The organism is Streptococcus gallinaceus (genome assembly GCF_024170225.1).
Classification (GTDB): domain Bacteria; phylum Bacillota; class Bacilli; order Lactobacillales; family Streptococcaceae; genus Streptococcus; species Streptococcus gallinaceus.
In genome coordinates, this window is sequence record NZ_JALJXU010000005.1 from 26,357 (window position 1) to 51,273 (window position 24,917).

The following is a 24,917-nucleotide window of genomic DNA, read 5'->3' on the forward strand; positions in this document are numbered from 1 at the left end:
CGTCGTATGTTACTCTCGTTTCGAAGGGCGTTTTCCATTCGCGATAGCATCAGCTTCTGTCATCTCGACCACATTGTTCCAGTTCGTGTTTGAAGGCATGCTGTTTTTAGAGTACCAGTAGACATTGGCCGTCCCTTGGCGCGCCACATAAACGATTCGATTTTGCTGTTGTGCGGCAGCCTCCGCGGCAGCTTGTTCCTCTTTTATATTGATTGCGTTAACGACTGCATCGACACGTTGGGTTAGATTACCACGTAGAGCTTCATCCACTACTTTATTCACTTTTTCATTGGCGGAATCAACATTGTTTCGATATTGATTGTCTTCAAGGTATTTGACTGCTTTTTCGGCTTCTTGTGCAATGAGTTTCTGCTCAGCTACTTCCAAGCGAGTTTGAAACTCTGCTTTCTTTTGTGAATCGGTCACCTTGCTCAGAGCAGTAACTGCAAGAACATACTGTTCACGACTTGTTTTTTGCTCGAGCAAGCCTACTGCTTTTTCCGCTTCGACAATTTTCTTGTCAACGCTTGGCTTTGTAGCAAAATTTTGTTGTGTCGCTTTCTTTTTCTTGGTGGTGGTTGTAGTGGATGAAGTTATTTTGGTAGAAGACGGGGTGGTTGTCTCCTTTTGAGTTGATGGGAGGAAAATAGCACTCCCAACCAGTCCGATGACGATAGCAACAATCGAATAATTACGCCATTTTTGATTGGGCTTTTTCTTTGTATTGTACCAAAGTCCGGCTAGTCCACCGACGAAGATGAAAGGCATGAGCTTGATGACAATAGCACAGACCAAGATAATCCCTACAATGTAGAGACAAACTGTCAAAATGCTGTTCTTTTTCATAAAAATCTCCCTAAAATTATAATAAAATATCTACGTTTCTATTTTAAAATGTAGTTTGTGTTCTGTCAATGGGAATTTGAGGTTGTCCACCTCTTCCATTCCCTAGATAATCGTGCTACAATAATACTCAATGAAAATCAAAAATAAACGGTGCCGATGTAGAACAAGGCGCAGTTTAACATAGGTCGGTTTTCAAGGAGTACAACTAGTAAAAAGATAGGAGAAGTTGGCATGAAACAACATTTAGCAGATCGACTAGCACGTTTTGGCACCAAGTTGGCACAGACAGATTTGGATGGTTTTTTGGTCACGGGACAAAATAATATTTACTATCTAACTGGATTTTGGGGAACTGCTGGTACAGTTTTCATCTCAAAAACACGCCGTCTCTTTTTGACAGATGCACGTTATACATTGATTGCGAAAGAAAATGTACAGGGCTTTGACATCATCGAAACACGAACGCCACTTGTGGAAGTTGCTAAGTTTGTAGCTGCGGACAAGTTGGAAAAAATTGGATTTGAAAGTGAAGTAACCTTCTCATTTTATCGAGGGCTACAAGCCAATTTCCCAGGAGTTACGCTAGCAGCACAGACCAACTTCATCGAAGAACTGCGGATGGTGAAAGACCAAGTCGAGATTGAAACGATTCGGAAAGCTTGTGCCATTTCAGACCAAGCCTTTGTCGATGTTCTGGACTTTATCAAGCCAGGTCAAACGACAGAAATGGCTGTGAATCATTTCCTAGATGCTCGTATGCGTCAATTGGGGGCAGATGGGGCTTCTTTTGAGTTTATCGTCGCATCTGGTTATCGCTCTGCTATGCCTCATGGACGTGCTAGCGACAAGCTCATCTTGGCGGGTGAGACTGTGACCTTTGATTTTGGTTGCTATTACCAGCACTATGTGAGTGATATGACGCGGACTATTCATATTGGTCAGGTTACAGATGAAGAACGGGAGATTTATGATGTTACCCTGCGTGCCAATAAAGCTTTGATTGAGCAAGCTAAGGCTGGGATGACTTATCGAGATTTTGATGGTGTTCCACGTACCATTATCAAAGATGCAGGTTATGGCAATTACTTTACGCACGGTATTGGGCACGGTATGGGCTTGGATATTCACGAAATTCCCTATTTTGGCAATTCGGATGAAACACTTAAAGCTGGTTATGTGATAACAGATGAACCAGGGATTTACTTGCCTGATAAATACGGCGTTCGCATTGAAGACGACCTGTTGATTACAGAAACAGGCTGTGAAGTCTTGACAAATGCACCCAAAGAATTGATTGTTTTGAAATAAAAATCAGACCGACCTTGTCGGTCTTTTTGTATGAAAGATTTGAGAAAAATCCAGTTCTATGATAAAATAGAACGAATAATAAATTTTTGAAGAGGTAGACTACACATGGTAGATGCAAGTAAATTAAGATCAGGTATGACGTTCACAACAGACGATGGCCGTTTGCTCCGCGTATTGGAAGCTAGCCACCACAAACCAGGTAAAGGAAATACCATCATGCGTATGAAATTGCGTGATGTACGTACTGGTTCAACATTTGATACAACTTACCGTCCAGATGAAAAATTTGACCAAGCCATCATCGAAACTCGCGTGGCAACTTACCTTTACCAAATGGATGATATTGCTTACTTCATGGATACTGAAAGCTTTGAGCAATACGAAATTCCAACTGTAAACGTAGAACAAGAATTGCTTTACATCTTGGAAAATTCAGAAGTGAAAATCCAATTCTACGGAACAGAAGTGATTGGAGTTCAAGTACCAACAACTGTTGAATTGACAGTTACTGAAACACAACCATCTATCAAAGGTGCAACTGTTACAGGCTCAGGAAAACCAGCTACATTGGAAACTGGTCTTGTGGTAAACGTACCAGACTTTATCGAAGCAGGTCAAAAATTGGTTATCAATACTGCTGAAGGAACTTACGTTTCACGCGCTTAATCCTCGCTTACTTCACCGGTTAGGTGGAAATGGAAGAAAGGAAAAATTATGTCAAAAGAGAACCTTGGTGAGATCGTTATCGCACCACACGTGTTAGAAGTTATTACAGGTATCGCTTCTGCTAAAGTGGAAGGCGTGCATTCGCTTCACAACAAAAATATTACAGATGGTTTGTCAAAAACAGCTCTTAATCGCGGAGTTTACCTTCGTACAGATGAAGAAGGTGTTGTGACAGCAGACATCTATGTTTATTTGGAATACGGTGTCAATGTTCCTACAGTATCAATGAACATCCAAAAAGCAGTTAAAGCGGCTATCCATAACTATGCTGAAGTAACGGTAGCTACTGTGAATGTTCATGTGGACGGTATTGTTCCAGAAAAAACACCAAAACCAGAATTGAAAGACTTATTCGGTGAGGATTTCCTCGATGAAGAATAAAGATTCGAGAAGATACCTGCGCCAGTGTGCCTTGCAGGCAATTGTGTCCCTTGAGTTTGGACAAGATCCCTTGCATGCAGCACAATTTTCTTACCTTTACGATAAGGAAGAGGTAGAAGGAGAAGTGGAAATTCCGCTCTTTTTACTCAATCTAGTAACAGGTGTGGATGCACACCGTGAAGAGCTGGATAAAGAGCTCAGTCAGTATTTGAAATCAGGTTGGACTTTGGACCGCTTGACGACGATTGACAAGAGCATCTTGCGTCTCGGCTTATATGAAGCGCGTTATTTTGATGAAACACCTGCGCGTGTTGCTGTCAATGAAGCGATTGAGTTGGCTAAAGATTTTTCAGACCAAGCATCTGTTAAGTTTATCAATGGCGTCTTGACTCATTTTGTTACTGAAGAATAATCAAACACTCCTATTCGGGAGTGTTTTTTTATAATAAAATTAAAACTTTATTTTGATAGATTGTGTTAAATTAGAAATATAAAAGTAAAAATATTATAGTTACAGGGATATTTCGAGATGTTTTCAAAACAATGACGGGATAAAATAATATAAAAATAAGACATTTTTCTTGACTTTGTATCATAGAATCTATATTTTCTGTATGTTTAAAAGGAATGGACTGCTGTTATACTTGAATCGTTAAAAATGAAATCGCTTACAAATAAATGGCGGTTTCGTCAGTTCTATCATAAATATTCAAGGAGGATAACATGGATAAACGTCATCTAACCAAGTGTGTAGTTGGATTGGCTTGTACAGCTATTTTGGCGACAGCATCCTTGCAGGTAGTCGGAGGGCTACCTATCCCAGGTCTGGAACCAAGTGTGGTTTATGCTCAAGACCAAGATAGTCGCGCAGCAAGAATCGTATCAGAAATTCGTGCAGGTGCCCGTGGGCCAATTTACGGAGGCTATTTCCGGACATGGCATGACAAGGCGGCGACCGACAAGGAGAAAAATGAATCCTTTAATCGTCCGAACTCGATTGAGGAAGTACCGGCTGGAGTTGATGTGCTCTTTATATTCGAAGACTGGACTCATCCGCAAAGTCCTTTCTGGAATACATTAAAAACTCAGTATATTCCAAAGATGCATGCGCAGGGCACAGCAGTTGTCCAAACCATTGGTGTCAAAGAGTTGATAGGAAAGAGTGATTTTGCTAAATCATTTGCAAATGATGAGGAGGGCAATAAAGCTCTTGCTAAGGCCTTGGTGCAAAAATACGTCTACGACCGTGGTGTTGATGGTTTGGATATTGATGTTGAGCGAGAAGATTATGATATTACGCATAATCTAACTACAGAAGAAGAATTGGCGCGAGCCACAGCTGTATTCCAAGAAATCACGAAGTTGATTGGTAAATCGGGTGAAGATACTTCTAAGCTCTTAATCATGGATACGACTCTTTCTGTTGAAAAAAATCCTCTTTTTGTGACAGTTGCAGGCTCTCTTGACCTGGTTTTGCGCCAATATTATGGTTCACAAAAGTCAAATGGAGATGACTTTGGAAATTTAAATAAAGACTGGGAGGGGTATCGGAAATACATTGAGCCAAGACAATTTCTGATTGGCTTCTCCTTCTATGAAGAAAATGATAGGTCAAATCGCTGGGGAGATATTAACAATTATGATCCGAGCCACCCAGAATCTGCTCAAAGTATCGAAGGGACACGGGCTCAAAAATATGCGACTTGGCAGCCTAAGACGGGAGGATTGAAAGGTGGAATCTTCTCTTATGCACTTGACCGTGATGGTGTGGGCCATCCAAGAGGTGGCAAGAAGGGAGCTGCTGATCCAGAAACAGATAAGATTGTCCACACCGATTATCCGATTTCGAGAGCGTTGAAAGCCTTGATGATGAAGGATGATCGATATGATGAGATTGATGCGTCTGATTTTCGTGATCCTGTTTTGTTGGAGGCGGTGAAGTCTCAAGTCGGTCTTTATCGAGGGGATTTAGCGCTTTTTGATAAGACATTGAAACTGGAAAATCTTGCGATAAAGGATTTGGCTGGTTTGGAAAAGTTAAGTCATGCAGCCAGTATCGAGTTGTCGGGCTTGAATGAGCTGAAAAGTCTGAGAAGTCAAGATTTGCCAGGGTCTGTCCGAAAAAATGGTCAGATTAAATTGAGCCATATGACTAGTCTGGAAGTGTTAGAATTACCATCTTGTCATTTGGAAGATCTTTCTGAGCTTGGTGTCCAAGATTTGGTGAGCCTGAAAAAATTTGATTTGTCTAAGAATCAATTTGACTTTGCAGGTGATAAAGAGGGACTTGAAACCCTCATTTTCACTGTTACAAAGAATAATCCAGGGGACGTAGCGTCATCAACATTATTTGAACAGCAGCAACCCAAAGGTTATTTACCAAGGACCTATGCGCAAACAGAGGTGCAAGTGCCAATCAGCGATGCGGGTTACAATATTCAAGAAGAATCTGTTTTTGGCAGTGTCACAAAAGTCGGTTATCCGATTGGAAAGGCTTCTGACTTTGCAAACTACAAGGAGCTGACAGTCGCAGGGAAACCATTTGTGGACCCAAGCTGGGCCTATGAGCAATTTGCAGCGAGTTACAAAGACCACAGTCTTGTCACCTACACTTCGAACCTAGAAGAAGGGACGAGCTGGATAATTCCAACGGATAAAAATGAAACATATACTGTTCATGTGTTCCATGAAGGTCAAGAAGTGCACCGGATGACAGTTCAGGTCGGTTCTGGTCAAAAAGTGATGACCAACCTGAGTCTAGAAGCTAAGCCTGTTAATGCGGGTTATGATATGGACGGGGTAATTAAAAAAGCACTCGACAATGATAAGTCAACCGAATACACTTCCTACCAAGAAACCAGTGACTTTACACTTGATTTGGGTGGATTATCAGATATTCGTTATATTCGCCTGATAAATGCGCAAGAAATTGGCGGTCTCGATCGTTCAGAAAATATCGTTAAAGAAGCAATTTTCTTGGTTCCAAAAGATGCATCTGTGACAGATATTTCCAACTTGAAGGAAGAAGACTGGGTGCAAGTTGCTGAAGTGAAGGATGGGAAAGTGATAGAGGGCCAAGCTGTGAATACAGTAGCTCGCTTCTGCAAATTCCTCATCAAGGAAACTCAAGGACACGGAGTCCCATATCTATCTGAGTTTCAAGTGCTTGGTTGGAAAGTAGATGATGTAAAGTATACCGAAGCTACTAAAATGGTGGCGACAGCTCGTTCAGAGGCTGAAAAAGCTGGTTTCACAGTAGCAGTTGCTACCTTTGATCAAGCAGTGACAGAAGCTATGAATACTCTCGCGGCAAATGGTCAAGGTCAAGCTGGCTTGAACGCAGTAGCTGATAAGCTAGTCACTCTTGCCACAGATTTAAAAACTGCGGCAGAAGCTAAGTCTGCGGGCTATAGCATTCAAGAGCAATACCGAGCTTTGAAAAATAGTTTGGTTCAACGTGAGTATTCTGAAAACTGGGAACAAATCCAGCGGCTATTGGCAGAAGCAGCTATCCTTGATTCACGTATAGATGCTAAGTTGGGTGAGCCAGCCTATGCTCAAGCATTGAAAGATTTAGTTGAAGAAATGAAACTCAAAATGAAAGAATTGGCTGATATAGCCGCTAAACATTGACCGTCGTGCATAAATAGTTCTCCTAAAATCTAAAAAAGCGTTCCCGATAGGGACGCTTTTTTAGATGCTGTTTCCAGGATGGAGAGCGATAGGGAGAACGTAGTCTCGATTTGTCTTTTCACCCGCGATTTTTTTCAAGAGGACTTCCACAGTCAGGTTGGCGATTTCTCCAAGCGGCTGCTTGATGGTTGCCAGCTGAGGGTAGAAGTTTTGGATAAATTCTGTTCCGTCATAACCGATAATTTTGAGGTCTTGGGGGATAGAAAGCCCACGTTGATGAGCGACTTTGATAGTTAATATGGCGGTTAAATCATCTGAGACAAAGATACCATCTGGCTCGTATTGTCCAATGATTGAATTGATTTCCATTTCCCGACGGAGGTTAGAAAGGTTGTTGGGAACCTTGACGACAGGGATGGTTTTCCCCAGATGATAGGAAAATCCTAACTGTCGGAGTCCGGTCGGAGATTCGGAGTTATCATTTCCGGTGATCATGATAATTCGTTTGCAGCCATTTTTTTCCAAGGTTTGGGCGGCTAATTTTCCACCTTCAAAGTTATCAGAAGAGATAATCGGAATATTTGGAGCGAGATTACGGTCGAAGGCGACAATAGGAGCCTCAACGCGTTGGTAATCATCGATTCCCAAATTGTGACTGGAAGAAATAATTCCATCAACCTGATTGGCAGCCAGCATTTCCAGGTATTCGCGTTCCTTGATTGGATCGCTTTCGCTGTTGCAAATGATGGTCTTGTAGCCTTTTTTAAAGAGTTCAATTTCCAAGCGCTCAATCAGTTCGGCGTAAAAAATGTTACTGATATTTGGAAAAATCAGTCCGATTAGTTTGGCGGATTTTCCCTGTAAACTCCGAGCGAGGTTATTGGGCTTGTAGCCTAGTTCCCGCATAGCAGCCTGGACCTTGTCGATGGTTTTCTGGGAAAGATAGCCTTTTTTGTTGATAACGCGAGAGACAGTGGTCGGACTAACCCCTGCCAACTCTGCAACGTCTGTTAATTTTGCAACCATATTAGTAAGTCAACTCGTAGTAAGTTCCGGTCACATTGCCAGATAGGACTTGGATGCCTGACTGGTCAGCGCCTGGGAAAACACGTCCGGTAAAGACTTTTTCACCTCCGTTGATGAAGATTTCAAAGATAGATTTGTCAATGAAGATACGAGCACTTGTTTCAGCAGTATCAATGCTACATTTGCGTGTCACACCGAAGTCAATCGCGTACTGTTCGCCTGCTTTTGAGCGGTCAATCAGCACATTTCCATTTTTAGTATCGATTGTAACAGCTAGTCCATTTCCTTTTTGGTCAGCAAAGAGGACCAATTCAGCTTGGCTATTTTCAGCAATCGTCAAGTTCAACTCATAGCAATTATTTGTTGTATTCTTATCTCCGAAAGTTTCTTGGCTGGAACGGAGATTTTTCATGGCTTTGACAGGATTTTGATAGAGTTTACCCTCCTTGATGGAAAGTTCTTTGACCAAACTCATAGCGCCTTGATAGTCGTAGCAGTCAGTTGGGTAATCCACATCAGGAAGACCAATCCAGCTAACGATTAGAGCACGACCATCCTCTGTGTTAAAACCTTGAGTCGCATAAGCTTCAAAACCGTAGTCGAGGTTGATGATGTCTGTTCCGCCGACTAACTTAGCTTCTTCGGGATTAAAGCTTTGGAAAATCTTATAAGTGTTTGGGTAGATATTGTCGTAGTTGAGTTCAGACTTGTCCAAACCTTGAGGGCTGTAAAGTAGTACAGGTTTTTCATCAACGAAGACCAAGTTAGGGCACTCAATCATGTATTCAGAACCTGTTCCACCGAAATCAAGGTCGCCAACAAATTCCCAATGCTTAACATCATTATTGACGGCTTTATAGAGTTTGATGAAGCCGTGTTTTTGATGATTTTGTGCGCCGACAATAGCGTAAAATTGTCCTTTGTAATCAAAAATTTGTGGATCGCGAAAGTGTTCTGTTACATCTTCAGGTTGTTGGATCAGCACTTGGTCAAATTTTTCGATTTGCCCCTCTTTGTTCATCCAAGCTCCGATTTGAAGTGGATCGCGAACCCAGTTTTCGTCGCGGACATTCCCTGTATAGTAAAGGAAGAGTTTGTCGCCAATCTGATAAGCCGAGCCTGAGTAGGCACCGTGGCTATCGTGTGCATGGTCAGGTAAAAGCTTGACACCGGTCTCTGTAAAATGAACTAGGTCATCGGACTCAGTGTGGATCCATTGTTTCAACCCATGTGCTGCGCCAAAAGGCCAGTTTTGGTAGAAGAGTTGAAATTTCCCATTAAAGTAGGAAAAACCATTTGGGTCGTTGAGTAGACCAGTTTTTGGTTCTAAATGGTAGCTTGCATGCCAAGGAGAATTGGCAACATTTGCAGCAATTTTTTCTTTTTCCTCAGTTGTCCAATCAGCATATGGACGATAGCGGACTTCAGTTGGTAAATTCATGGTGTCTCCTATTTCTGTTTTCTGTCAAATATGTCACTTTTTATATTAAACGTTTTCAGGCTAAAAATCAATGATTTACCCATTAAAAAATAAATTTCTGCAAAACGTTTGACATATTTTTTTATTGTGCTATAATGGAGAACGTAGAAAGATGTGAAAACACTTTCAAGAGATATAAAAAATTATTTAAGGAGAATTTTGCAAATGGCTTCAAACACTGAAATTGCAAAACAGGTCATTGACGCAATTGGTGGCGTTGAAAACGTGCGTAGTGTAGCGCACTGTGCAACTCGCCTTCGTGTCATGGTCAAAGATGAGTCCATCATCGATAAAGATGTTGTTGAAAACATCGAAAAAGTACAAGGTGCTTTCTTTAACTCAGGTCAATACCAAATTATCTTTGGCACTGGTACAGTAAACAAAATTTATGATGAAGTAGCAGCGCTTGGCTTGCCTACTGCATCAAAAGATGAGCAAAAAGAAGAAGCTGGCAAACAAGGTAACTGGTTCCAACGTGCTATCCGTACATTCGGTGACGTGTTTGTTCCATTGCTTCCTGCTATCGTAGCAACTGGTCTCTTCATGGGTATCCGTGGAGCAATCAATAACGATACAGTTCTTGCTTTGTTTGGTACAACAGCAAAAGCATTCTCTGCTTCACAATTTTACACTTATACTGTGGTGTTGACAGATACAGCCTTTGCCTTCTTCCCAGCCTTGATTGCTTGGTCAGCCTTTAAAGTCTTTGGTGGAAATCCACTGCTTGGTCTTGTCTTGGGATTGATGATGGTTAACTCTGCACTTCCAAATGCATGGGCTGTGGCATCAGGTGATGCGAAACCACTTATATTCTTTGGTTTTATCCCAGTTGTTGGTTACCAAAACTCAGTGCTTCCAGCCTTCTTCGTAGGTTTGCTTGGTGCTAAGTTGGAAAAATGGTTGCACAAAAAAATTCCAGATGTATTGGACCTCTTGTTGGTACCATTCTTGACATTCTTGGTAATGTCAGTCTTGGCACTCTTTATCATCGGACCTGTCTTCCACAAAGTTGAGTCTGGTGTTGAAATTGCTACAACTTGGTTGTTGTCATTGCCAATCGGCTTGGGCGGACTTATCCTTGGTGGTGTTCACCAAGTTATCGTTGTCACAGGTGTTCACCACATCTTCAACTTGCTTGAGTCTAACTTGGTAACACAAACAGGTGCGGACCCATTGAACGCAATTATCACAGCTGCTATGACGGCACAACTTGGTGCAACTCTTGCGGTTGGTGTGAAAACAAAAAATCCTAAACTAAAAGCTCTTGCATTCCCAGCAGCACTTTCAGCTGGTCTCGGAATTACTGAACCTGCTATCTTCGGTGTTAACTTGCGTTACGGTAAACCATTTGTAATGGGTCTTATCGCAGGTGCATTCGGTGGTTGGTTGGCAAATATCATGAACCTTGCAGGTACAAGCTTTGGTATTACCATCATCCCTGGTACCCTTCTTTACCTCAATGGTCAAGTTCTTAAATACGTTATCATGGTTCTTGCCACAACAGCTCTTGCCTTTGTCTTGACATATATGTTTGGTTATGAAGATGAAGTGAAAGCTGATGAAAAAGAAGAAGTAGCTGTAACTCCAGTTGCAACACTTGCTGAAGAAACATTGATTTCACCACTTTCAGGCGACGTAGTTGCTCTTGAAAATGTAAATGACCCAGTCTTCTCATCAGGAGCTATGGGGAAAGGTCTTGCTGTTAAACCTTCTGAAGGTGTTGTTTACGCACCAGCAGATGCTGAAGTAACCATTGCTTTTGAAACAGGTCATGCCTACGGTTTGAAAACTGCCTCAGGTGCAGAATTGTTGATCCACATCGGTATTGACACAGTTTCCATGAACGGTAACGGTTTTGAAAAATTGGTCGCAGCTGGTGATAAAGTCACTGCGGGTACACCAATCGCTAAATTTGACGCAGCGAAAATTGCTGAAGCTGGTTTGGATGACACAACTATGATCATCGTGACAAATACAGCTGACTTTACAACAGTTGATGGATTTGCATCAGGTACAGTTGCACACGGTGCTGACTTTATTAAAGTTGTAAAATAAGGTGATAAAAAACTGAAATAGAAAAGGGCGAAAGCCTTTTTCTATTGTTTAAAACGGTTACAAAATGTGATATAATGGAGCAAGATTAAAACAAGGAGAGAAAGATGACAAAATTATATGGAAGCCTTGAGGCTGGTGGGACAAAATTTGTTTGTGCAGTTGGTGATGAGGAGTTTCAGGTTGTCGAAAAAACACAATTTCCAACAACAACACCTTATGAGACAATTGAGCGGACGGTCGAGTTTTTCAAGCGCTATGAAGACCGCTTGGCAGGAGTTGCGATTGGTTCTTTCGGTCCAATTGATATTGACCAAAACTCACCAACTTACGGTTATGTGACAACCACACCAAAACCTCACTGGTCAAACGTTGATTTGTTGGGTTTAATTGCAAAAAAATTTAAAATTCCTTTCTACTTTACGACAGACGTAAACTCATCTGCATTTGGTGAAACCATTGTTCGTAAAGGCGTGCGTAGCCTGGTTTATTATACGATTGGAACAGGTATCGGAGCAGGTGCCATTCAAAATGGTGAATTTATCGGAGGCTTGGGTCATACTGAAGCTGGGCATACTTATGTAGCCTTGCATCCGCAGGACCAAGCACGTGCATTCAACGGTGTATGTCCCTTCCACAATGGCTGTTTAGAAGGTTTAGCGGCAGGTCCTTCATTGGAAGCTCGTACAGGAATTCGTGGTGAGTTGATCGAGCAAAATTCAGATGTGTGGGATGTACAAGCTTATTACATTGCCCAAGCTGCTGTTCAAGCGACCTTGCTTTATCGTCCACAAGTCATCGTTTTCGGTGGTGGCGTTATGGCGCAAGAGCACATGTTGCGTCGTGTTCGTGAAAAATTCACTTCTTTGATGAATGGCTACTTGCCAACACCAGATGTGACAGAATACATCGTGACATCGGCAGTTGCTGAAAATGGTTCTGCTACACTCGGTAACTTTGCACTTGCAAAACAAATTTCAGAATAAATTCAACAAATGATAGGAGCTGGTCTAGAAAGGCCAGCTTTTCATTTACGAAGCAGGTGCTTTTTGGTATGATGGCAGTAAGAAATCATCGTTTAAAGGAGATTGTGATGGCACAACCGTTATTTTTAAAATCAGTTTTGCAAGAAAAAATTTGGGGTGGTAGTCGTTTAGCTACCGAGTTTGGTTATGATTTACCAAGTGACAAGGTAGGGGAATATTGGGCCGTATCTGCTCATCCAAATGGTGTTTCTATTGTTGAAAATGGGGAGTTTGCCGGTCGTAAACTAGACGAACTCTATGCAAATGAGCCAGCTCTTTTTGGAAATAGCCAAGAGCCTGTTTTCCCTTTGTTGATCAAGATACTGGATGCCAATGACTGGTTAAGTGTTCAAGTTCACCCGGATGACCAATATGGTATGGAGCATGAAGGAGAGTTAGGGAAGACCGAGTGTTGGTATATCTTGTCTGCTGACGAAGGTGCCGAGATTATCTACGGGCACAATGCTCGGACGCGCGAAGAATTAGCGGCTATGATTGATGCAAAAGATTGGGACCATTTGCTAACGCACATACCGGTCAAAGCAGGTGACTTTTTCTATGTGCCGAGCGGAACCATGCACGCGATTGGAAAAGGCATTATGATTTTGGAGACGCAACAGTCTAGCGATACGACTTATCGTGTTTATGATTTTGATCGTCGCGACGATGCGGGTAATCTCCGTGAGCTTCATATCCAGCAATCAATTGATGTGATGACGATTGGACCCGTGGCGAATTCTTACCCAGATACTATTTCTGTGGGCAATCTGCAAGCGACTACTTTTGTTAGCAATGCCTTCTTCACGGTTTATAAATGGCAGGTTTCAGGATCGGTTGAGATGAAAAAGACGGCTGATTACACGCTAGTAAGTGTTTTGTCCGGTCAAGGTTCCTTGACAGTTGATGGGGAAACTTATCCACTGACAAAAGGTCAACATTTTATCCTACCTGCAACTGTGGAGGGATGGACATTTGATGGAGAACTGGAAATGATTGCTAGCCATGCCTAATAAATGCACGTGCTTCCTTGAAAAAATCCTATCATTGTGGTAAAATAGGGTATTGAACTGAAATAAAATTAGGAAGTATATGATGGCAAAAAATATCCTACGTTCTCTTGTTGAAAACGACAAGGGTGAGTTAAAAAAGTTAGAAAAAATGGCAGACAAGGTTATCGCCTTTGCAGACCAAATGGCTGCATTGTCAGATGAAGCCTTGCAAGCAAAAACTGCAGAATTTAAAGAACGCTACCAAAAAGGCGAAAGTCTAGATGATTTGCTTTACGAAGCTTTTGCGGTAGTACGCGAAGCTTCAAAACGTGTATTGGGATTGTACCCCTACCCAGTCCAAATCATGGGTGGTATCGTTCTTCACCACGGTGATGTACCAGAAATGCGTACGGGTGAAGGGAAAACCTTGACGGCGACTATGCCCGTTTACCTGAATGCCCTTGCAGGCGAAGGCGTCCACGTTGTAACGGTCAATGAGTACCTTGCAACTCGTGATGCGACTGAAATGGGTGAGCTTTACTCTTGGCTGGGCTTGTCTGTCGGAATTAACTTGGCAGCCAAATCATCATTTGAAAAACGTGAAGCCTACAACTGTGACATCACTTATTCAACCAACTCAGAAATTGGTTTTGACTACTTGCGTGATAACATGGTTGTTCGTGCGGAAGACATGGTACAACGTCCATTGAACTATGCCTTGGTCGACGAAGTAGACTCTGTTTTGATTGACGAAGCTCGTACACCGCTCATCGTATCAGGTGCGACAAATTCTGAAACCAACCAACTTTACTTCATGGCAGATAGCTTTGTGAAGTCATTGGCTGAGGATGATTACATTATTGATGTGTCATCAAAAGCGATTGGTTTGTCAGATTCAGGTATTGATAAAGCTGAAAAGTTCTTCCGCTTGAACAACTTGTACGACATCGAAAACGTAGCTCTTACGCACTTTATCGATAATGCGCTTCGTGCTAACTACATCATGATTTACGACATTGATTACTTGGTCAATGATGAGCAAGAAGTCATGATTATCGATCCATTTACAGGTCGTACAATGGAAGGGCGTCGTTACTCAGATGGCCTCCACCAAGCGATTGAAGCCAAAGAAGGCGTTCCTGTTCAAAATGAATCGAAAACAAGTGCCTCAGTAACCTACCAAAACCTTTTCCGTATGTATAAAAAATTGTCAGGTATGACGGGTACTGGTAAAACTGAGGAAGAAGAGTTCCGTGAAATCTACAACATCCGTGTAGTACAAATCCCAACCAATAAGCCAATTGCGCGTGTTGACCACGAAGATTTGCTCTACCCAAGTTTGGAATACAAGTTCAATGCAGTTGTGGCGGATGTAAAAGCTCGTTACGAAAAAGGGCAACCTGTCTTGGTTGGTACTGTTGCGGTTGAAACATCAGACCTCCTTTCAAAACGTTTAGTAGCGGCAGGAGTTCCGCACGAAGTACTTAATGCGAAAAATCACTTCCGTGAAGCTCAAATCATCATGAATGCTGGGCAGCGTGGTGCGGTTACAATCGCAACCAACATGGCTGGTCGTGGTACGGATATCAAGTTAGGCCCTGGCGTTCGTGAACTTGGCGGACTTTGTGTTATTGGTACAGAGCGCCATGAAAGCCGTCGTATTGACAATCAGCTTCGTGGACGTTCAGGTCGTCAAGGTGATCCAGGTGAGTCACAATTCTATCTTTCATTGGAAGATGACTTGATGAAACGTTTTGGTTCAGAGCGCATCAAAACCTTTATGGAGCGTATGAATCTGACAGAAGAAGAATCTGTTATCAAGTCAGGTATGTTGACGCGCCAAGTTGAAGGTGCACAAAAGCGTGTTGAAGGAAATAACTACGATTCTCGTAAACAAATTCTTCAATATGACGATGTCATGCGTGAGCAACGTGAAATCATCTACAGCCAGCGTCATGATGTGATTACCGCTGACCGTGACCTTGCTCCTGAAATCAAGGGCATGATTAAGCGCACAATCGACCGTCAGGTAGATGGGCACAAGGCGAGTAAACGCGATGAAGCCATTGATGCTATTCTGAAATTTGCCCAAGTTAATTTGGTGGCAGAAGATTCAATCAGCCGTGCTGACTTGGAAGGCAGAACAGATGATCAAATCAAAAATGACCTCTTCCAACGTGCAGTTGCTGTTTATGATAGTCAAATTGCAAAATTACGTGAAGAAGAGCGCGTTCGTGAGTTCCAAAAAGTCTTGATTCTCCGCGTGGTAGACAATAAATGGACAGACCACATCGACGCACTTGACCAATTGCGTAATGCAGTTAGCCTTCGTGGTTACGCTCAAAACAACCCAGTTGTTGAGTACCAATCAGAAGCCTTTACGATGTTCAATGACATGATTGGGGCTATCGAGTTTGACGTTACTCGTCTCATGATGAAAGCACAAATTCATGACAATATTGAACGTGAACGTACAAGCCAAGAGGCACATACAACTGCAGTTAAGAATATCATTCCAGGACAAGCTCAAGCTGTCGCTACACCAACTTTTGAAGGTGTTGACCGCAATGATCCATGTCCATGCGAATCTGGTAAAAAATTCAAAAACTGTCACGGACGTGCTGGTTTACAATAAATAGAGGAATGAGGGCTGGAGGTGTGAATCAAATCACCAACCAGCCCTTTTGAGATAGATATGATTATTGGACATGGAATAGATTTGCAGGATATTTCTGCTATCGAATCCGCATATGTGAAGCGCCCCCGTTTTGCCGAAAAGGTTTTAACCTTGAGGGAATTGGAACGGTTTCACATCTTGAGTGGAAAACGAAAAATCGAATATCTGGCAGGACGGTGGGCGGCTAAAGAAGCATTCTCAAAAGCTTGGGGGACAGGTATTGGAAGCTTGGGGTTTCATGATATTGAGATTTTGAATGATGAGAAAGGTGTCCCCTATGTGAATAAATCGCCTTTTAATGGGAAAGCTTGGCTGAGCATTAGCCATTCCGGACAATATGTGCAAGCCAGCTTGATTTTGGAGGAAGAAGATGAAAGCTAGTATACATAGACCAACTGTAGCGCGTGTAGATGTCGAAGCTATTGCAGATAATTTTCAACAAGTAATGGCGCATTTGTCGGCTGAAACCAAAGGCTTGGCCGTTGTCAAAGCCAATGCCTACGGTCATGGTGTCCAGCAAGTTGCAAGACAATTGGCGCCTTTGGTAGATGGTTTTTGCGTGTCAAATATAGATGAAGCCCTAGATTTGCGCCAATCTGGCATTGAGGCACCGATTCTTGTCCTTGGGGTCGTTCCAATATCGGTTGCTCAACTAGCTATAGACTTTAATATCACTCTGGCAGTAGCCAGCTTGGAATGGGTATATTTACTACTGGAAACTAGCTTGGACTTGGATAACTTGATTGTGCATCTGAAGGTCGACAGTGGTATGGGACGAATTGGCTTTAGAAATAAAACTGAGCTAGAAACAGCCCAAGAGCTTCTGCTTGAAAATGGAGCATCCGTGCAAGGGATTTTTACACATTTTGCAACGGCGGATGAGCAAGATCAGCAGCAATTTGAGGCACAACTTGCCTTCTTCCAAGAATTGATTCGTAGTCTGGACAGTTGTCCGCAGCTGGTGCATGCTAGTAACTCTGCAACCAGCATCTGGCATCCGGAGACAGTCTTTAATGCGGTGCGTTTAGGAGATGTGCTTTACGGGCTGAATCCAAGCGGTCGTACCTTGGAGATGCCCTATCCGATTCAACCAGCTCTTTCTCTGACTTCAGAATTGGTGCATGTCAAGCAAGTAGAAAGTGGTGCCAAGGTCGGCTATGGTGGGACCTACACTGCCTCGGGTGAGGAGTGGATTGGTACGGTACCAATTGGCTATGCGGATGGTTTTATCCGCAAAATGCAAGGATTCAAGGTCTTGGTTGATGGTCAATTTTGTCCCGTTGTTGGACGTGTTTCTATGGATCAAATCACCCTACGATTGCCTCGCTCTTATCCGATTGGTACGCGAGTGACTCTCATCGGGGAAGATAATGATCAGGAGATTACGACGCAGGATTGGGCGGATTATCTTCAAACTATCAATTATGAGGTGGTCTGTCTGCTTTCAGACCGTATTCCGAGAGTATATGATTAAAACAAAAGAGGCCCGTGGCCTCTTTTTCTAACTTGACAATCTCCCTTTTCAAGCGTATAATGAAGGAAAATATCGGTATAGACCAAAAAAGGAGGAAGACATGTCGCGATATATCCATGTGAAGTCAGTGATTTTGGCAGAAAAAGAAGTAGAAAATGCTTATCTAGAAGTAACTGAAGACGGTCTCTTTGGTGAGATTTTTCTAGAAAAGCCAGATGGTGAGATTGAAGATTATAGTCAATATATATTGGCTCCAGGATTGGTTGATACCCATATCCATGGCTACGCCTCACACGATGTTATGGACAATGATTTTGAAGGAATTAAAGTCATCTCAGAAGGCTTGCTTTCTTGTGGCGTTACGTCATGGTTGCCAACGACTTTGACAGATACGACAGAGAATTTGGATGCTGTTTGTGAGACAATTGGTCTTCACGCTGGTGAGGAAAAAGGTGCCAAGATTCAGGGTATTTTCCTAGAAGGTCCATTTTTCACTGAAAAGTACAAAGGTGCTCAAAATCCAAAATACATGAGCGATCCTGTCATTGAACGGTTGGATAAGTGGCACAGTTTGTCCAGAGGCCTTGTTAATAAAATTGCCATCGCTCCAGAGCGTAAAGGCGTGAAAGAATTTATTGATTTTGCAAATAGCAAGTCCATCCATACAGCTTTAGCCCATAGTGATGCGACATTTAACCAAGCCAAGGCGGCGGTAGAGGCAGGTGCCAACATCTTTGTTCATGTCTACAACGGAATGAGCGGTCTACATCATCGTGAGCCGGGTATGGTTGGGGCAGCGCTTGAGCTAGATAAAGTTTTTGCAGAAGTCATTTGTGATGGACATCATGTCCATCCTGCTGCGGCAGACATTGTTTTCAAGGCACGTGGCGCGGAAGAAACAGTTTTAATCACAGATTGTATGCGCGCAGGAGGTCAAGGTGAAGGTGAATCTAGACTGGGCGAGTTTGAAGTTGTGGTCAAAGATGGGACAGCTCGTTTGAAAGAGACAGGCAATCTTGCAGGTTCTATCCTAGAATTGGTTCAGGCTGTTGAAAATGTAGTGAAATGGGGCTTAGTTTCCTTACCAGATGCTCTACGGATGGCCTCTTTGGCTCCTGCCAAATCGGTAGGCATTGACAATGTTTGTGGACAAATTCTACCAGGACGAGCAGCTGACTTCATCCTCGTAGACGATCAAGGACATTTGAAAGTTACCTATCTCGATGGTGTCAAACGTTTTGAAAAATAAAAAATAAAAAGCTGAGAAAAGTACTTCTCAGCTTTTTATGGTCTAGTTTGCGTTGAAAAATGCATCATAGAGAGCTTTAAGAGCTTCGTCGCGCTCGCTTGTTTTAACGACGAACATGACAGATACTTCACTTGCTCCCTGCGAAATCATGGCAAGGTTGACATGTTTTTCAGAAAGGGCATGGGTTGCAGTCGCAGCAACTCCGACATGGCTCTTCATCTTTTCTCCAACGATCATGATGATAGAAAGGTCGTGTTCAATTTCGGCTTTATCTACTTCTAGTTTGTGGTTAAGTTGGCGAAGAATCTCTTCTTCCTTAATAGGAGTTAATTCCCGACCGCGAAGCACCACGGACAAGTCGTCAATTCCTGTTGGCATGTGTTCCCAACGAATATTGAGCTCTTCTAAAACTTGAAGGACCTTGCGCCCAAAACCGACCTCACGGTTCATGAGGTACTTGGAGATGTTGATGCTGACAAAGTCATCGTCTGCCGCAATTCCGACTACAGGTTGAGCCTCTTTTGTATGGTTGAGAACAATGCGAGTGCCAGGGTGGTCAGGGTTATTTGTGTTTTTAATGACCAAGGGAATTTTTCCACGATAAGCTGGCAACAAGGCTTCATCGTGTAAGACAGAAAAACCAGCATAAGCCAATTCACGCATTTCTCGATAGGTCAATTCTTCGATTGAATGCGGATTGTCGATGATGCCAGGGTGAGCGGCAAAGATACCGTCAACATCAGTGAAGTTCTCATAGAGATCCGCTTTCACACCAGCGGCAATAATAGAACCGGTAATGTCTGAACCGCCACGGGAGAAAGTACAAATCTGATTGTCAACAGTCACACCGAAAAATCCAGGGATAATCAACACTTCCTCAGCATCATGCAGACTTTCAATCCGGTCATAACTGGATGGTAAAATGCGTGCATTTCCAGGTTCAGAGCTGACAATCAATCCAGCTTCTTTTGGATGGATGTAGCAGGCTGGAAGACCAGCATGGGTGAAATATTCTGCGATGAGTCGAGCATTATTATTTTCTCCTGCGGCAAGAAAGGTATCGTAGAGGAAATCGTTGTCTTCAATTGGAAGAGTCGCCAAGGCTTCAATATCCTGAGCGATTTTTGCCATGGATTTTGCTTGAAAACCTAGCTCGTCCACCATATCTTGGTAGCGTTTGATGATCCATGCTTGGCTGGCTGTCACATCCTTTCCATCGACGTATTCTTTGTAGTACTTAATCAGAGCATCGGTTACTTTGGTGTCAGCGGCATTGCGCTTTCCTGGAGCTGATACGACAACAAAACGACGTTCTGGATCAGCTTGGATAATTGAAAAAACTTTTTGTACTTGGACAGCGGAAGCCAGTGAACTACCGCCAAATTTTGTAACTTTCATAAGAGCTCCTTTAAACTTTTTATTATTATAGCAAAATATAGGTAGCTTGTCAGTAAGCTTAAAAGTTTCAAGTCATATCAGAAACCTATTAAAAGCTATAATTATAGCCTATTTTATGGTAAAATGGAAGTAAAAGTGAAAGTTTGCTGGAGGATTACAATGACTTACAAGGGCATTATTTTTGATATGGATGGCGTCTTATTTGATACGGAGAATTTTTATCATCAACGGCGCAGAGCTTTTTTTGCCAGCAAGGGGATTTCAATTGATCATTTGCCACCAGCAATCTTTGTAGGGGGAAAATCCGGCCAGGTTTGGGAATTGATTTTACAAGATAGCCCAGTAGATTGGGATATTGAGCAGCTAAGTCAGGAATATGCGGCCTATAAGGAAAAACATCCCATTCCTTATAAGGAGTTGATTTTCCCAGATACGCGGGAAAGTCTGAAGGCCTTGGTAGAGATGGGTTTGGATCTTGTTATTGGTTCAAATACTGAGAAAGAATACGTTCAGATGGCTATTGAAGAAGCTGGAATTGCTCCTTATTTTAAGACTGTTTTTTCCGGGGCTGACTGTCCAGCCTATAAGCCAGATCCAGCTGTTTACCAAAAAGCTCAAGCTTTTCTTGCCTATGATGCATCCGAAGTCTTGGTAATCGAAGATTCCGCCAAAGGAATTCAGGCCGCTGTCAGTGCAGGGCTAGAGGTCTGGGCGATTGAGGATACAGAGCTTGGGATGGATCAAAGTCAGGCCAATCGCCTCGTTCGTAACCTGAGTCATGTAATAGAAAATATAAAAGAGAATCGTTAGCGAGCAGCTAATGATTTTTTTGATTATTCCGAGCTTTCATCCGATGTCACATTCAGAATTGCAAGGATTTGTATATTTTTTGAAAAAATATGCTACAATAGTCAAAATTTGACTTTCAAATGTTTTAATTATCAAACAAAAGGAGAAGGTATGGCATTTTCAACGATTGAGTACGAAGTGAATGACAAGATTGCGACATTGACCTTGAATCGACCTTCAGTTTCCAATGGATTCAATATTCCCATGTGCCAAGAAATTCTAGAAGTCCTCTCATTAGTGGAGAAGGATGGAGCAGTTTCCATCCTAAAAATTCAAGCCAACGGTTCTATTTTCTCAGTTGGGGGCGATTTGGTGGAAATGAAGCGAGCAGTTGATGCCGATGACATTTCATCACTGGTTCAGATTGCTGAGCTAGTCAATGATATTTCATTTGCCATCAAAAAGCTACCCAAGGTCGTGCTAATGGTGACTGATGGCGCCGTAGCGGGTGCAGCTGCCAATATGGCTGCTGCAGCTGATTTTGTCATTTCATCTTTCAAGACAAAGTTCATTCAGGCTTTTGTGGGGGTTGGTTTAGCGCCAGATGCTGGCGGACTTTTCCTCTTATCGCGCGCTATTGGGGTCAATCGTGCTAGCCAGTTAGCGATGACGGGCGAAGGTTTATCAGCAGAAAAAGCTCAGGAGTATGGCCTGGTATACAAGGCGGTTGAATCTGAAAAAATAGAGAAGACAGTCACACAAACCATCAAAAAATTATTGCGCGGGTCGGCAAATTCTTATCGCGCCATTAAAGAAATGATGTGGAAGAGTCAATTTGAAGAATGGGAAGCCTATCGTACGCTTGAATTGCGCTTGCAGAAAGAGTTGGCCTTTATGGAAGACTTCAAAGAAGGTGTCTTGGCTCATTCTGAACGAAGACGTCCACAGTTTAAAGGGTTCTAATAATTAGATGGGTAAAAAAGTTTGACAATCAAATGGTATTGGTGTATACTTTGTTTGCAAAAATACAGGAGGTGCTTATTTTGGAAGACCAGAAGATTAATGAATACCTAACATCAGTCTTTAATAACGTCTTAATCATAGAAGAAGCAACTCTTCGTAGCAGTCGATTTAACGACGTGTCAATCAAAGAAGTTCATACCATTGATGTCATTGGGGACAAGAAAGATGCGACACCAAGTGACGTATCCCGCGCCTTGATGGTGACATTGGGGACGGTTACGACTAGTCTGAATAATCTTGAGCGAAAAGGTTATATCGAACGAGTTCGATCGACAAAGGACCGAAGAGTTGTTCACCTCTATCTGACCAAGAAAGGCCGCTTGGTTTATCTTCTTCACCAACGTTTTCACAATGAAATGGTGAAGAAGATTACCAGTGGTATGAGTGAGATAGAGTTTCAGGCTATGAAAAGAGGGTTGCGTAATCTTTACGATTTCTTAGAGGATTTGAAGTAATGACTTATGCAAAAATTAGTCAGGTTGCACATTATCTGCCAGAACAGATTGTAACCAACGATGATTTGGCGCAGATCATGGATACCAGCGATGATTGGATTGTCAGTCGGACTGGTATCCGAGAGCGCCGAATTGTCATAACAGAGCAAACGAGTGACTTGGCAACCAAGGTTGCGGAGCAACTCCTTGCTAAGAGTGGTAGTGCTGCGGAGGATATTGATTTTATCTTAGTAGCCACCATTACCCCAGATAGCAATATGCCATCAACTGCTGCCTTGGTTCAAGCCAATATTGGTGCCAGTCGGGCATTTGCCTTTGATCTTTCCGCGGCTTGTTCAGGATTTGTATTTGCCCTGTCAATGGCAGAAAAACTGATCGCATCGGGCACCTATCAAAAAGGGATAGTGATTGGTGCAGAAGTATTGTCAAAAATAGTGGACTGGACAGATCGTACCACAGCTGTATTGTTTGGAGATGGTGCGGGCGGTATATTGCTAGAAGCTGGTTCACAAAAACAGTTTTTAGCTGAAATTCTGCGGACAGACGGAGCAAGAGGTCAGGGATTGACATCGGGTCAACAAGGGCTAACTTCTCCCTTTTCTACTAGGGAAGAAGGCAATCCTCACCTGAAAATGAATGGCCGAGCAATCTTTGATTTTGCGGTGCGAGATGTGCCACAAACAATTGCTGCCTTGCTAGACAAACAAGGATTTTCAGCGGAACAGGTGGATTACTTCCTGCTCCACCAAGCCAATGTTCGAATTTTGGAAAAAATCGCTCGAAAATTGAAGGTTGATCCTCAAAAATTTTCGACGAATTTGGCCAATTATGGCAATACTAGCGCAGCCACAATTCCTATTTTACTATCTGAATTGGTGGAAAATGGAACCTTGCAATTGGATGGTGGGCAAACCGTGCTGTTAAGCGGATTTGGCGGTGGCCTTACATGGGGAGCCATCCTACTCAAACTTTAGTTAATGAACTGTCTTTACAGTTATTAAAAAATTTTTTTATATAAAAGGAGACACAACATGTCAGTATTTGAGAAAGTACAAGCAATCATCGTAGAAGAACTTGGTAAGGATGCAGAAGAAGTTCAATTGACAACAACTTTTGAAGATTTGGATGCAGATTCATTGGACTTGTTCCAAGTTATCTCAGAAATTGAAGATGCATTTGACATTCAAATCGAATCTGAAGATGGTTTGAACACAGTTGCTGATTTGGTTAACTATGTTGAAGAACAAACAAAATAAATCTAAAATGCTATGATATAGCATTTTATTTGGTGAAAATAGTTTGATATTCAAAAATTTTATATATCAAATTATATAGACTGAGTGGAGGGAGTCACCTCCCTCTTGTTTAGGTAATGTTTTGAACATCAAAGTATTATCTAAGCAAATGAAATGAGGATAGGATGCAAACAAAAATTACAGAATTATTGAAAATCAAATACCCGATTTTTCAAGGCGGTATGGCCTGGGTCGCGGATGGGGACTTGGCTGGTGCAGTATCAAATGCAGGTGGCTTGGGAATCATTGGTGGAGGAAACGCTCCTAAAGAGGTTGTCAAAGCCAACATTGATAAAGTCAAATCGATAACAGATCAGCCTTTTGGTGTGAATATCATGCTTTTATCTCCATTTGCAGATGATATCGTCGACTTGGTCATCGAAGAAGGTGTCAAGGTCGTAACGACTGGTGCGGGTAATCCGGGCAAGTATATGGAACGTTTCCATCAGGCGGGAATTACAGTCATCCCAGTGGTTCCGAGTGTGGCATTGGCAAAACGAATGGAAAAACTGGGTGCAGATGCGGTGATTGCAGAAGGTATGGAAGCTGGAGGGCACATCGGGAAATTGACGACGATGACCTTGGTTCGTCAGGTCGTTGATGCGGTGTCTATTCCAGTTATTGCTGCTGGAGGAATCGCAGATGGCCGTGGTGCGGCCGCTGGATTTATGTTGGGAGCTGAAGCTGTCCAAGTAGGAACACGTTTTGTAGTTGCTAAGGAATCCAATGCGCATCCAAATTTCAAGGCGAAGATCTTGAAAGCCAAGGATATTGATACAGTGGTATCGGCCTCTATCGTAGGGCATCCTGTCCGTGCTTTGAAAAATAAATTGTCATCTGCTTATACAGCTGCGGAAAAAGATTTTTTACGTGGTGAAAAGTCGGCAGAAGACATTGAAGTCTTAGGAGCAGGAGCTCTTCGCAATGCGGTTGTGGACGGTGATGTAGAAAATGGTTCTGTTATGGCGGGACAGATCGCAGGGCTTGTTCGCGCAGAAGAAACCTGTGAAGAAATTTTGAAAGATATTTATCACGGTGCGGCAGAGGTCATTCGTCAAGAAGTAGCTCGTTGGGCATCAGTGGGAGACTAA

General features: G+C 42.6%; 22 protein-coding genes. 18 read left to right on the top strand and 4 right to left on the bottom strand.

Annotated elements, in window-relative coordinates; all coding sequences use genetic code 11:
• Window positions 1-9: 9 nt before the first annotated feature.
• On the bottom strand, window positions 10-846 hold the full coding sequence (locus J2T50_RS06885; protein WP_253365074.1) for a hypothetical protein: 837 nt from the start codon (window positions 844-846) through the stop codon (window positions 10-12).
• Between the two features lie 231 nt (window positions 847-1,077).
• Here J2T50_RS06885 and J2T50_RS06890 point away from each other — a divergent pair, with 231 nt between their 5' ends.
• The 5 genes from J2T50_RS06890 (at window position 1,078) to J2T50_RS06910 (ending at window position 6,894) form a co-directional block, all read left to right on the top strand.
• Window positions 1,078-2,154 carry a M24 family metallopeptidase gene (locus J2T50_RS06890; protein ID WP_253365076.1) on the top strand — a complete coding sequence of 359 codons (1,077 nt, stop codon included), beginning with the start codon at window positions 1,078-1,080 and terminating at the stop codon, window positions 2,152-2,154.
• A gap of 105 nt (window positions 2,155-2,259) precedes the next feature.
• Window positions 2,260-2,820 carry an elongation factor P gene (gene efp, locus J2T50_RS06895; protein WP_253365078.1) on the top strand — a complete coding sequence of 187 codons (561 nt, stop codon included), beginning with the start codon at window positions 2,260-2,262 and terminating at the stop codon, window positions 2,818-2,820.
• A 48-nt stretch (window positions 2,821-2,868) separates the two neighbouring features.
• A complete protein-coding gene (locus J2T50_RS06900; RefSeq protein ID WP_253365080.1) occupies window positions 2,869-3,261 on the top strand; it encodes an Asp23/Gls24 family envelope stress response protein in 393 nt (130 codons plus the stop codon).
• On the top strand, window positions 3,251-3,673 hold the full coding sequence (gene nusB, locus J2T50_RS06905; protein WP_253365083.1) for a transcription antitermination factor NusB: 423 nt from the start codon (window positions 3,251-3,253) through the stop codon (window positions 3,671-3,673). The genes J2T50_RS06900 and nusB overlap by 11 nt, the downstream gene beginning before the upstream one ends.
• A gap of 311 nt (window positions 3,674-3,984) precedes the next feature.
• Window positions 3,985-6,894 carry an EndoS/ChiA family endoglycosidase gene (locus tag J2T50_RS06910; RefSeq protein ID WP_253365085.1) on the top strand — a complete coding sequence of 970 codons (2,910 nt, stop codon included), beginning with the start codon at window positions 3,985-3,987 and terminating at the stop codon, window positions 6,892-6,894.
• Between the two features lie 60 nt (window positions 6,895-6,954).
• Here J2T50_RS06910 and J2T50_RS06915 read toward each other — a convergent pair whose 3' ends face one another.
• Window positions 6,955-7,920 (bottom strand): LacI family DNA-binding transcriptional regulator, encoded by a 966-nt coding sequence (locus J2T50_RS06915; protein ID WP_253365087.1) that lies wholly within the window; start codon window positions 7,918-7,920, stop codon window positions 6,955-6,957.
• A 1-nt stretch (window position 7,921) separates the two neighbouring features.
• On the bottom strand, window positions 7,922-9,361 hold the full coding sequence (locus J2T50_RS06920) for a sucrose-6-phosphate hydrolase (protein WP_253365088.1): 1,440 nt from the start codon (window positions 9,359-9,361) through the stop codon (window positions 7,922-7,924).
• Between the two features lie 204 nt (window positions 9,362-9,565).
• Between J2T50_RS06920 and J2T50_RS06925 the strand changes: the two genes are divergently transcribed.
• The 7 genes from J2T50_RS06925 to nagA all read left to right on the top strand — a co-directional run bounded on the left by J2T50_RS06925 (window position 9,566) and on the right by nagA (window position 18,866).
• The gene (locus tag J2T50_RS06925) at window positions 9,566-11,455 is read left to right on the top strand and encodes a sucrose-specific PTS transporter subunit IIBC (RefSeq protein ID WP_253365092.1); all 1,890 of its coding nucleotides are present in this window, start codon (window positions 9,566-9,568) and stop codon (window positions 11,453-11,455) included.
• A 104-nt stretch (window positions 11,456-11,559) separates the two neighbouring features.
• Window positions 11,560-12,438 carry a fructokinase ScrK gene (gene scrK, locus J2T50_RS06930; RefSeq protein WP_253365093.1) on the top strand — a complete coding sequence of 293 codons (879 nt, stop codon included), beginning with the start codon at window positions 11,560-11,562 and terminating at the stop codon, window positions 12,436-12,438.
• Between the two features lie 107 nt (window positions 12,439-12,545).
• Window positions 12,546-13,487 carry a mannose-6-phosphate isomerase, class I gene (gene manA / locus J2T50_RS06935; RefSeq protein ID WP_253365094.1) on the top strand — a complete coding sequence of 314 codons (942 nt, stop codon included), beginning with the start codon at window positions 12,546-12,548 and terminating at the stop codon, window positions 13,485-13,487.
• 82 nt (window positions 13,488-13,569) lie between these two features.
• Window positions 13,570-16,101, top strand: a complete 2,532-nt coding sequence (secA, locus tag J2T50_RS06940; RefSeq protein ID WP_253365096.1) for a preprotein translocase subunit SecA — start codon at window positions 13,570-13,572, stop codon at window positions 16,099-16,101.
• A 60-nt stretch (window positions 16,102-16,161) separates the two neighbouring features.
• Complete coding sequence (gene acpS, locus J2T50_RS06945) at window positions 16,162-16,524, top strand: holo-ACP synthase (RefSeq protein WP_253365098.1); 363 nt, start codon at window positions 16,162-16,164, stop codon at window positions 16,522-16,524.
• Complete coding sequence (gene alr / locus J2T50_RS06950; protein WP_253365100.1) at window positions 16,514-17,617, top strand: alanine racemase; 1,104 nt, start codon at window positions 16,514-16,516, stop codon at window positions 17,615-17,617. The genes acpS and alr overlap by 11 nt, the downstream gene beginning before the upstream one ends.
• Before the next feature lie 100 nt (window positions 17,618-17,717).
• Entirely contained in the window at window positions 17,718-18,866 is a 1,149-nt protein-coding gene (gene nagA / locus J2T50_RS06955; RefSeq protein ID WP_253365110.1) for an N-acetylglucosamine-6-phosphate deacetylase, read from the top strand.
• Between the two features lie 42 nt (window positions 18,867-18,908).
• Here nagA and J2T50_RS06960 read toward each other — a convergent pair whose 3' ends face one another.
• Window positions 18,909-20,264 (bottom strand): aspartate kinase, encoded by a 1,356-nt coding sequence (locus J2T50_RS06960; RefSeq protein ID WP_253365112.1) that lies wholly within the window; start codon window positions 20,262-20,264, stop codon window positions 18,909-18,911.
• 159 nt (window positions 20,265-20,423) lie between these two features.
• Here J2T50_RS06960 and J2T50_RS06965 point away from each other — a divergent pair, with 159 nt between their 5' ends.
• The 6 genes from J2T50_RS06965 (at window position 20,424) to fabK (ending at window position 24,917) form a co-directional block, all read left to right on the top strand.
• Window positions 20,424-21,074 carry an HAD family hydrolase gene (locus tag J2T50_RS06965; RefSeq protein WP_253365114.1) on the top strand — a complete coding sequence of 217 codons (651 nt, stop codon included), beginning with the start codon at window positions 20,424-20,426 and terminating at the stop codon, window positions 21,072-21,074.
• A 150-nt stretch (window positions 21,075-21,224) separates the two neighbouring features.
• Window positions 21,225-22,016, top strand: a complete 792-nt coding sequence (gene fabM / locus J2T50_RS06970) for a trans-2-decenoyl-ACP isomerase (protein ID WP_253365116.1) — start codon at window positions 21,225-21,227, stop codon at window positions 22,014-22,016.
• Window positions 22,017-22,096: 80 nt separating this feature from the next.
• Window positions 22,097-22,531, top strand: a complete 435-nt coding sequence (gene fabT, locus J2T50_RS06975; protein WP_253365118.1) for a fatty acid biosynthesis transcriptional regulator FabT — start codon at window positions 22,097-22,099, stop codon at window positions 22,529-22,531.
• A complete protein-coding gene (locus tag J2T50_RS06980; RefSeq protein ID WP_253365120.1) occupies window positions 22,531-23,505 on the top strand; it encodes a beta-ketoacyl-ACP synthase III in 975 nt (324 codons plus the stop codon). Before fabT ends, J2T50_RS06980 begins: the two co-directional genes overlap by 1 nt.
• 57 nt (window positions 23,506-23,562) lie before the next feature.
• Entirely contained in the window at window positions 23,563-23,787 is a 225-nt protein-coding gene (locus J2T50_RS06985; RefSeq protein ID WP_253365122.1) for an acyl carrier protein, read from the top strand.
• A 164-nt stretch (window positions 23,788-23,951) separates the two neighbouring features.
• Window positions 23,952-24,917: an enoyl-[acyl-carrier-protein] reductase FabK gene (fabK, locus tag J2T50_RS06990; protein WP_253365124.1), complete on the top strand. Its 966-nt coding sequence runs from the start codon at window positions 23,952-23,954 to the stop codon at window positions 24,915-24,917.

Excerpts from the sequence above, each read along its gene's own strand:
- J2T50_RS06885 (WP_253365074.1), bottom strand. The coding sequence starts at position 846 with ATGAAAAAGAACAGCATTTTGACAGTTTGTCTCTACATTGTAGGGATT.
- J2T50_RS06890 (WP_253365076.1), top strand. The coding sequence starts at position 1,078 with ATGAAACAACATTTAGCAGATCGACTAGCACGTTTTGGCACCAAGTTG.
- efp (WP_253365078.1), top strand. The coding sequence starts at position 2,260 with ATGGTAGATGCAAGTAAATTAAGATCAGGTATGACGTTCACAACAGAC.
- J2T50_RS06900 (WP_253365080.1), top strand. The coding sequence starts at position 2,869 with ATGTCAAAAGAGAACCTTGGTGAGATCGTTATCGCACCACACGTGTTA.
- nusB (WP_253365083.1), top strand. The coding sequence starts at position 3,251 with ATGAAGAATAAAGATTCGAGAAGATACCTGCGCCAGTGTGCCTTGCAG.
- J2T50_RS06910 (WP_253365085.1), top strand. The coding sequence starts at position 3,985 with ATGGATAAACGTCATCTAACCAAGTGTGTAGTTGGATTGGCTTGTACA.
- J2T50_RS06915 (WP_253365087.1), bottom strand. The coding sequence starts at position 7,920 with ATGGTTGCAAAATTAACAGACGTTGCAGAGTTGGCAGGGGTTAGTCCG.
- J2T50_RS06920 (WP_253365088.1), bottom strand. The coding sequence starts at position 9,361 with ATGAATTTACCAACTGAAGTCCGCTATCGTCCATATGCTGATTGGACA.
- J2T50_RS06925 (WP_253365092.1), top strand. The coding sequence starts at position 9,566 with ATGGCTTCAAACACTGAAATTGCAAAACAGGTCATTGACGCAATTGGT.
- scrK (WP_253365093.1), top strand. The coding sequence starts at position 11,560 with ATGACAAAATTATATGGAAGCCTTGAGGCTGGTGGGACAAAATTTGTT.
- manA (WP_253365094.1), top strand. The coding sequence starts at position 12,546 with ATGGCACAACCGTTATTTTTAAAATCAGTTTTGCAAGAAAAAATTTGG.
- secA (WP_253365096.1), top strand. The coding sequence starts at position 13,570 with ATGGCAAAAAATATCCTACGTTCTCTTGTTGAAAACGACAAGGGTGAG.
- acpS (WP_253365098.1), top strand. The coding sequence starts at position 16,162 with ATGATTATTGGACATGGAATAGATTTGCAGGATATTTCTGCTATCGAA.
- alr (WP_253365100.1), top strand. The coding sequence starts at position 16,514 with ATGAAAGCTAGTATACATAGACCAACTGTAGCGCGTGTAGATGTCGAA.
- nagA (WP_253365110.1), top strand. The coding sequence starts at position 17,718 with ATGTCGCGATATATCCATGTGAAGTCAGTGATTTTGGCAGAAAAAGAA.
- J2T50_RS06960 (WP_253365112.1), bottom strand. The coding sequence starts at position 20,264 with ATGAAAGTTACAAAATTTGGCGGTAGTTCACTGGCTTCCGCTGTCCAA.
- J2T50_RS06965 (WP_253365114.1), top strand. The coding sequence starts at position 20,424 with ATGACTTACAAGGGCATTATTTTTGATATGGATGGCGTCTTATTTGAT.
- fabM (WP_253365116.1), top strand. The coding sequence starts at position 21,225 with ATGGCATTTTCAACGATTGAGTACGAAGTGAATGACAAGATTGCGACA.
- J2T50_RS06980 (WP_253365120.1), top strand. The coding sequence starts at position 22,531 with ATGACTTATGCAAAAATTAGTCAGGTTGCACATTATCTGCCAGAACAG.
- J2T50_RS06985 (WP_253365122.1), top strand. The coding sequence starts at position 23,563 with ATGTCAGTATTTGAGAAAGTACAAGCAATCATCGTAGAAGAACTTGGT.
- fabK (WP_253365124.1), top strand. The coding sequence starts at position 23,952 with ATGCAAACAAAAATTACAGAATTATTGAAAATCAAATACCCGATTTTT.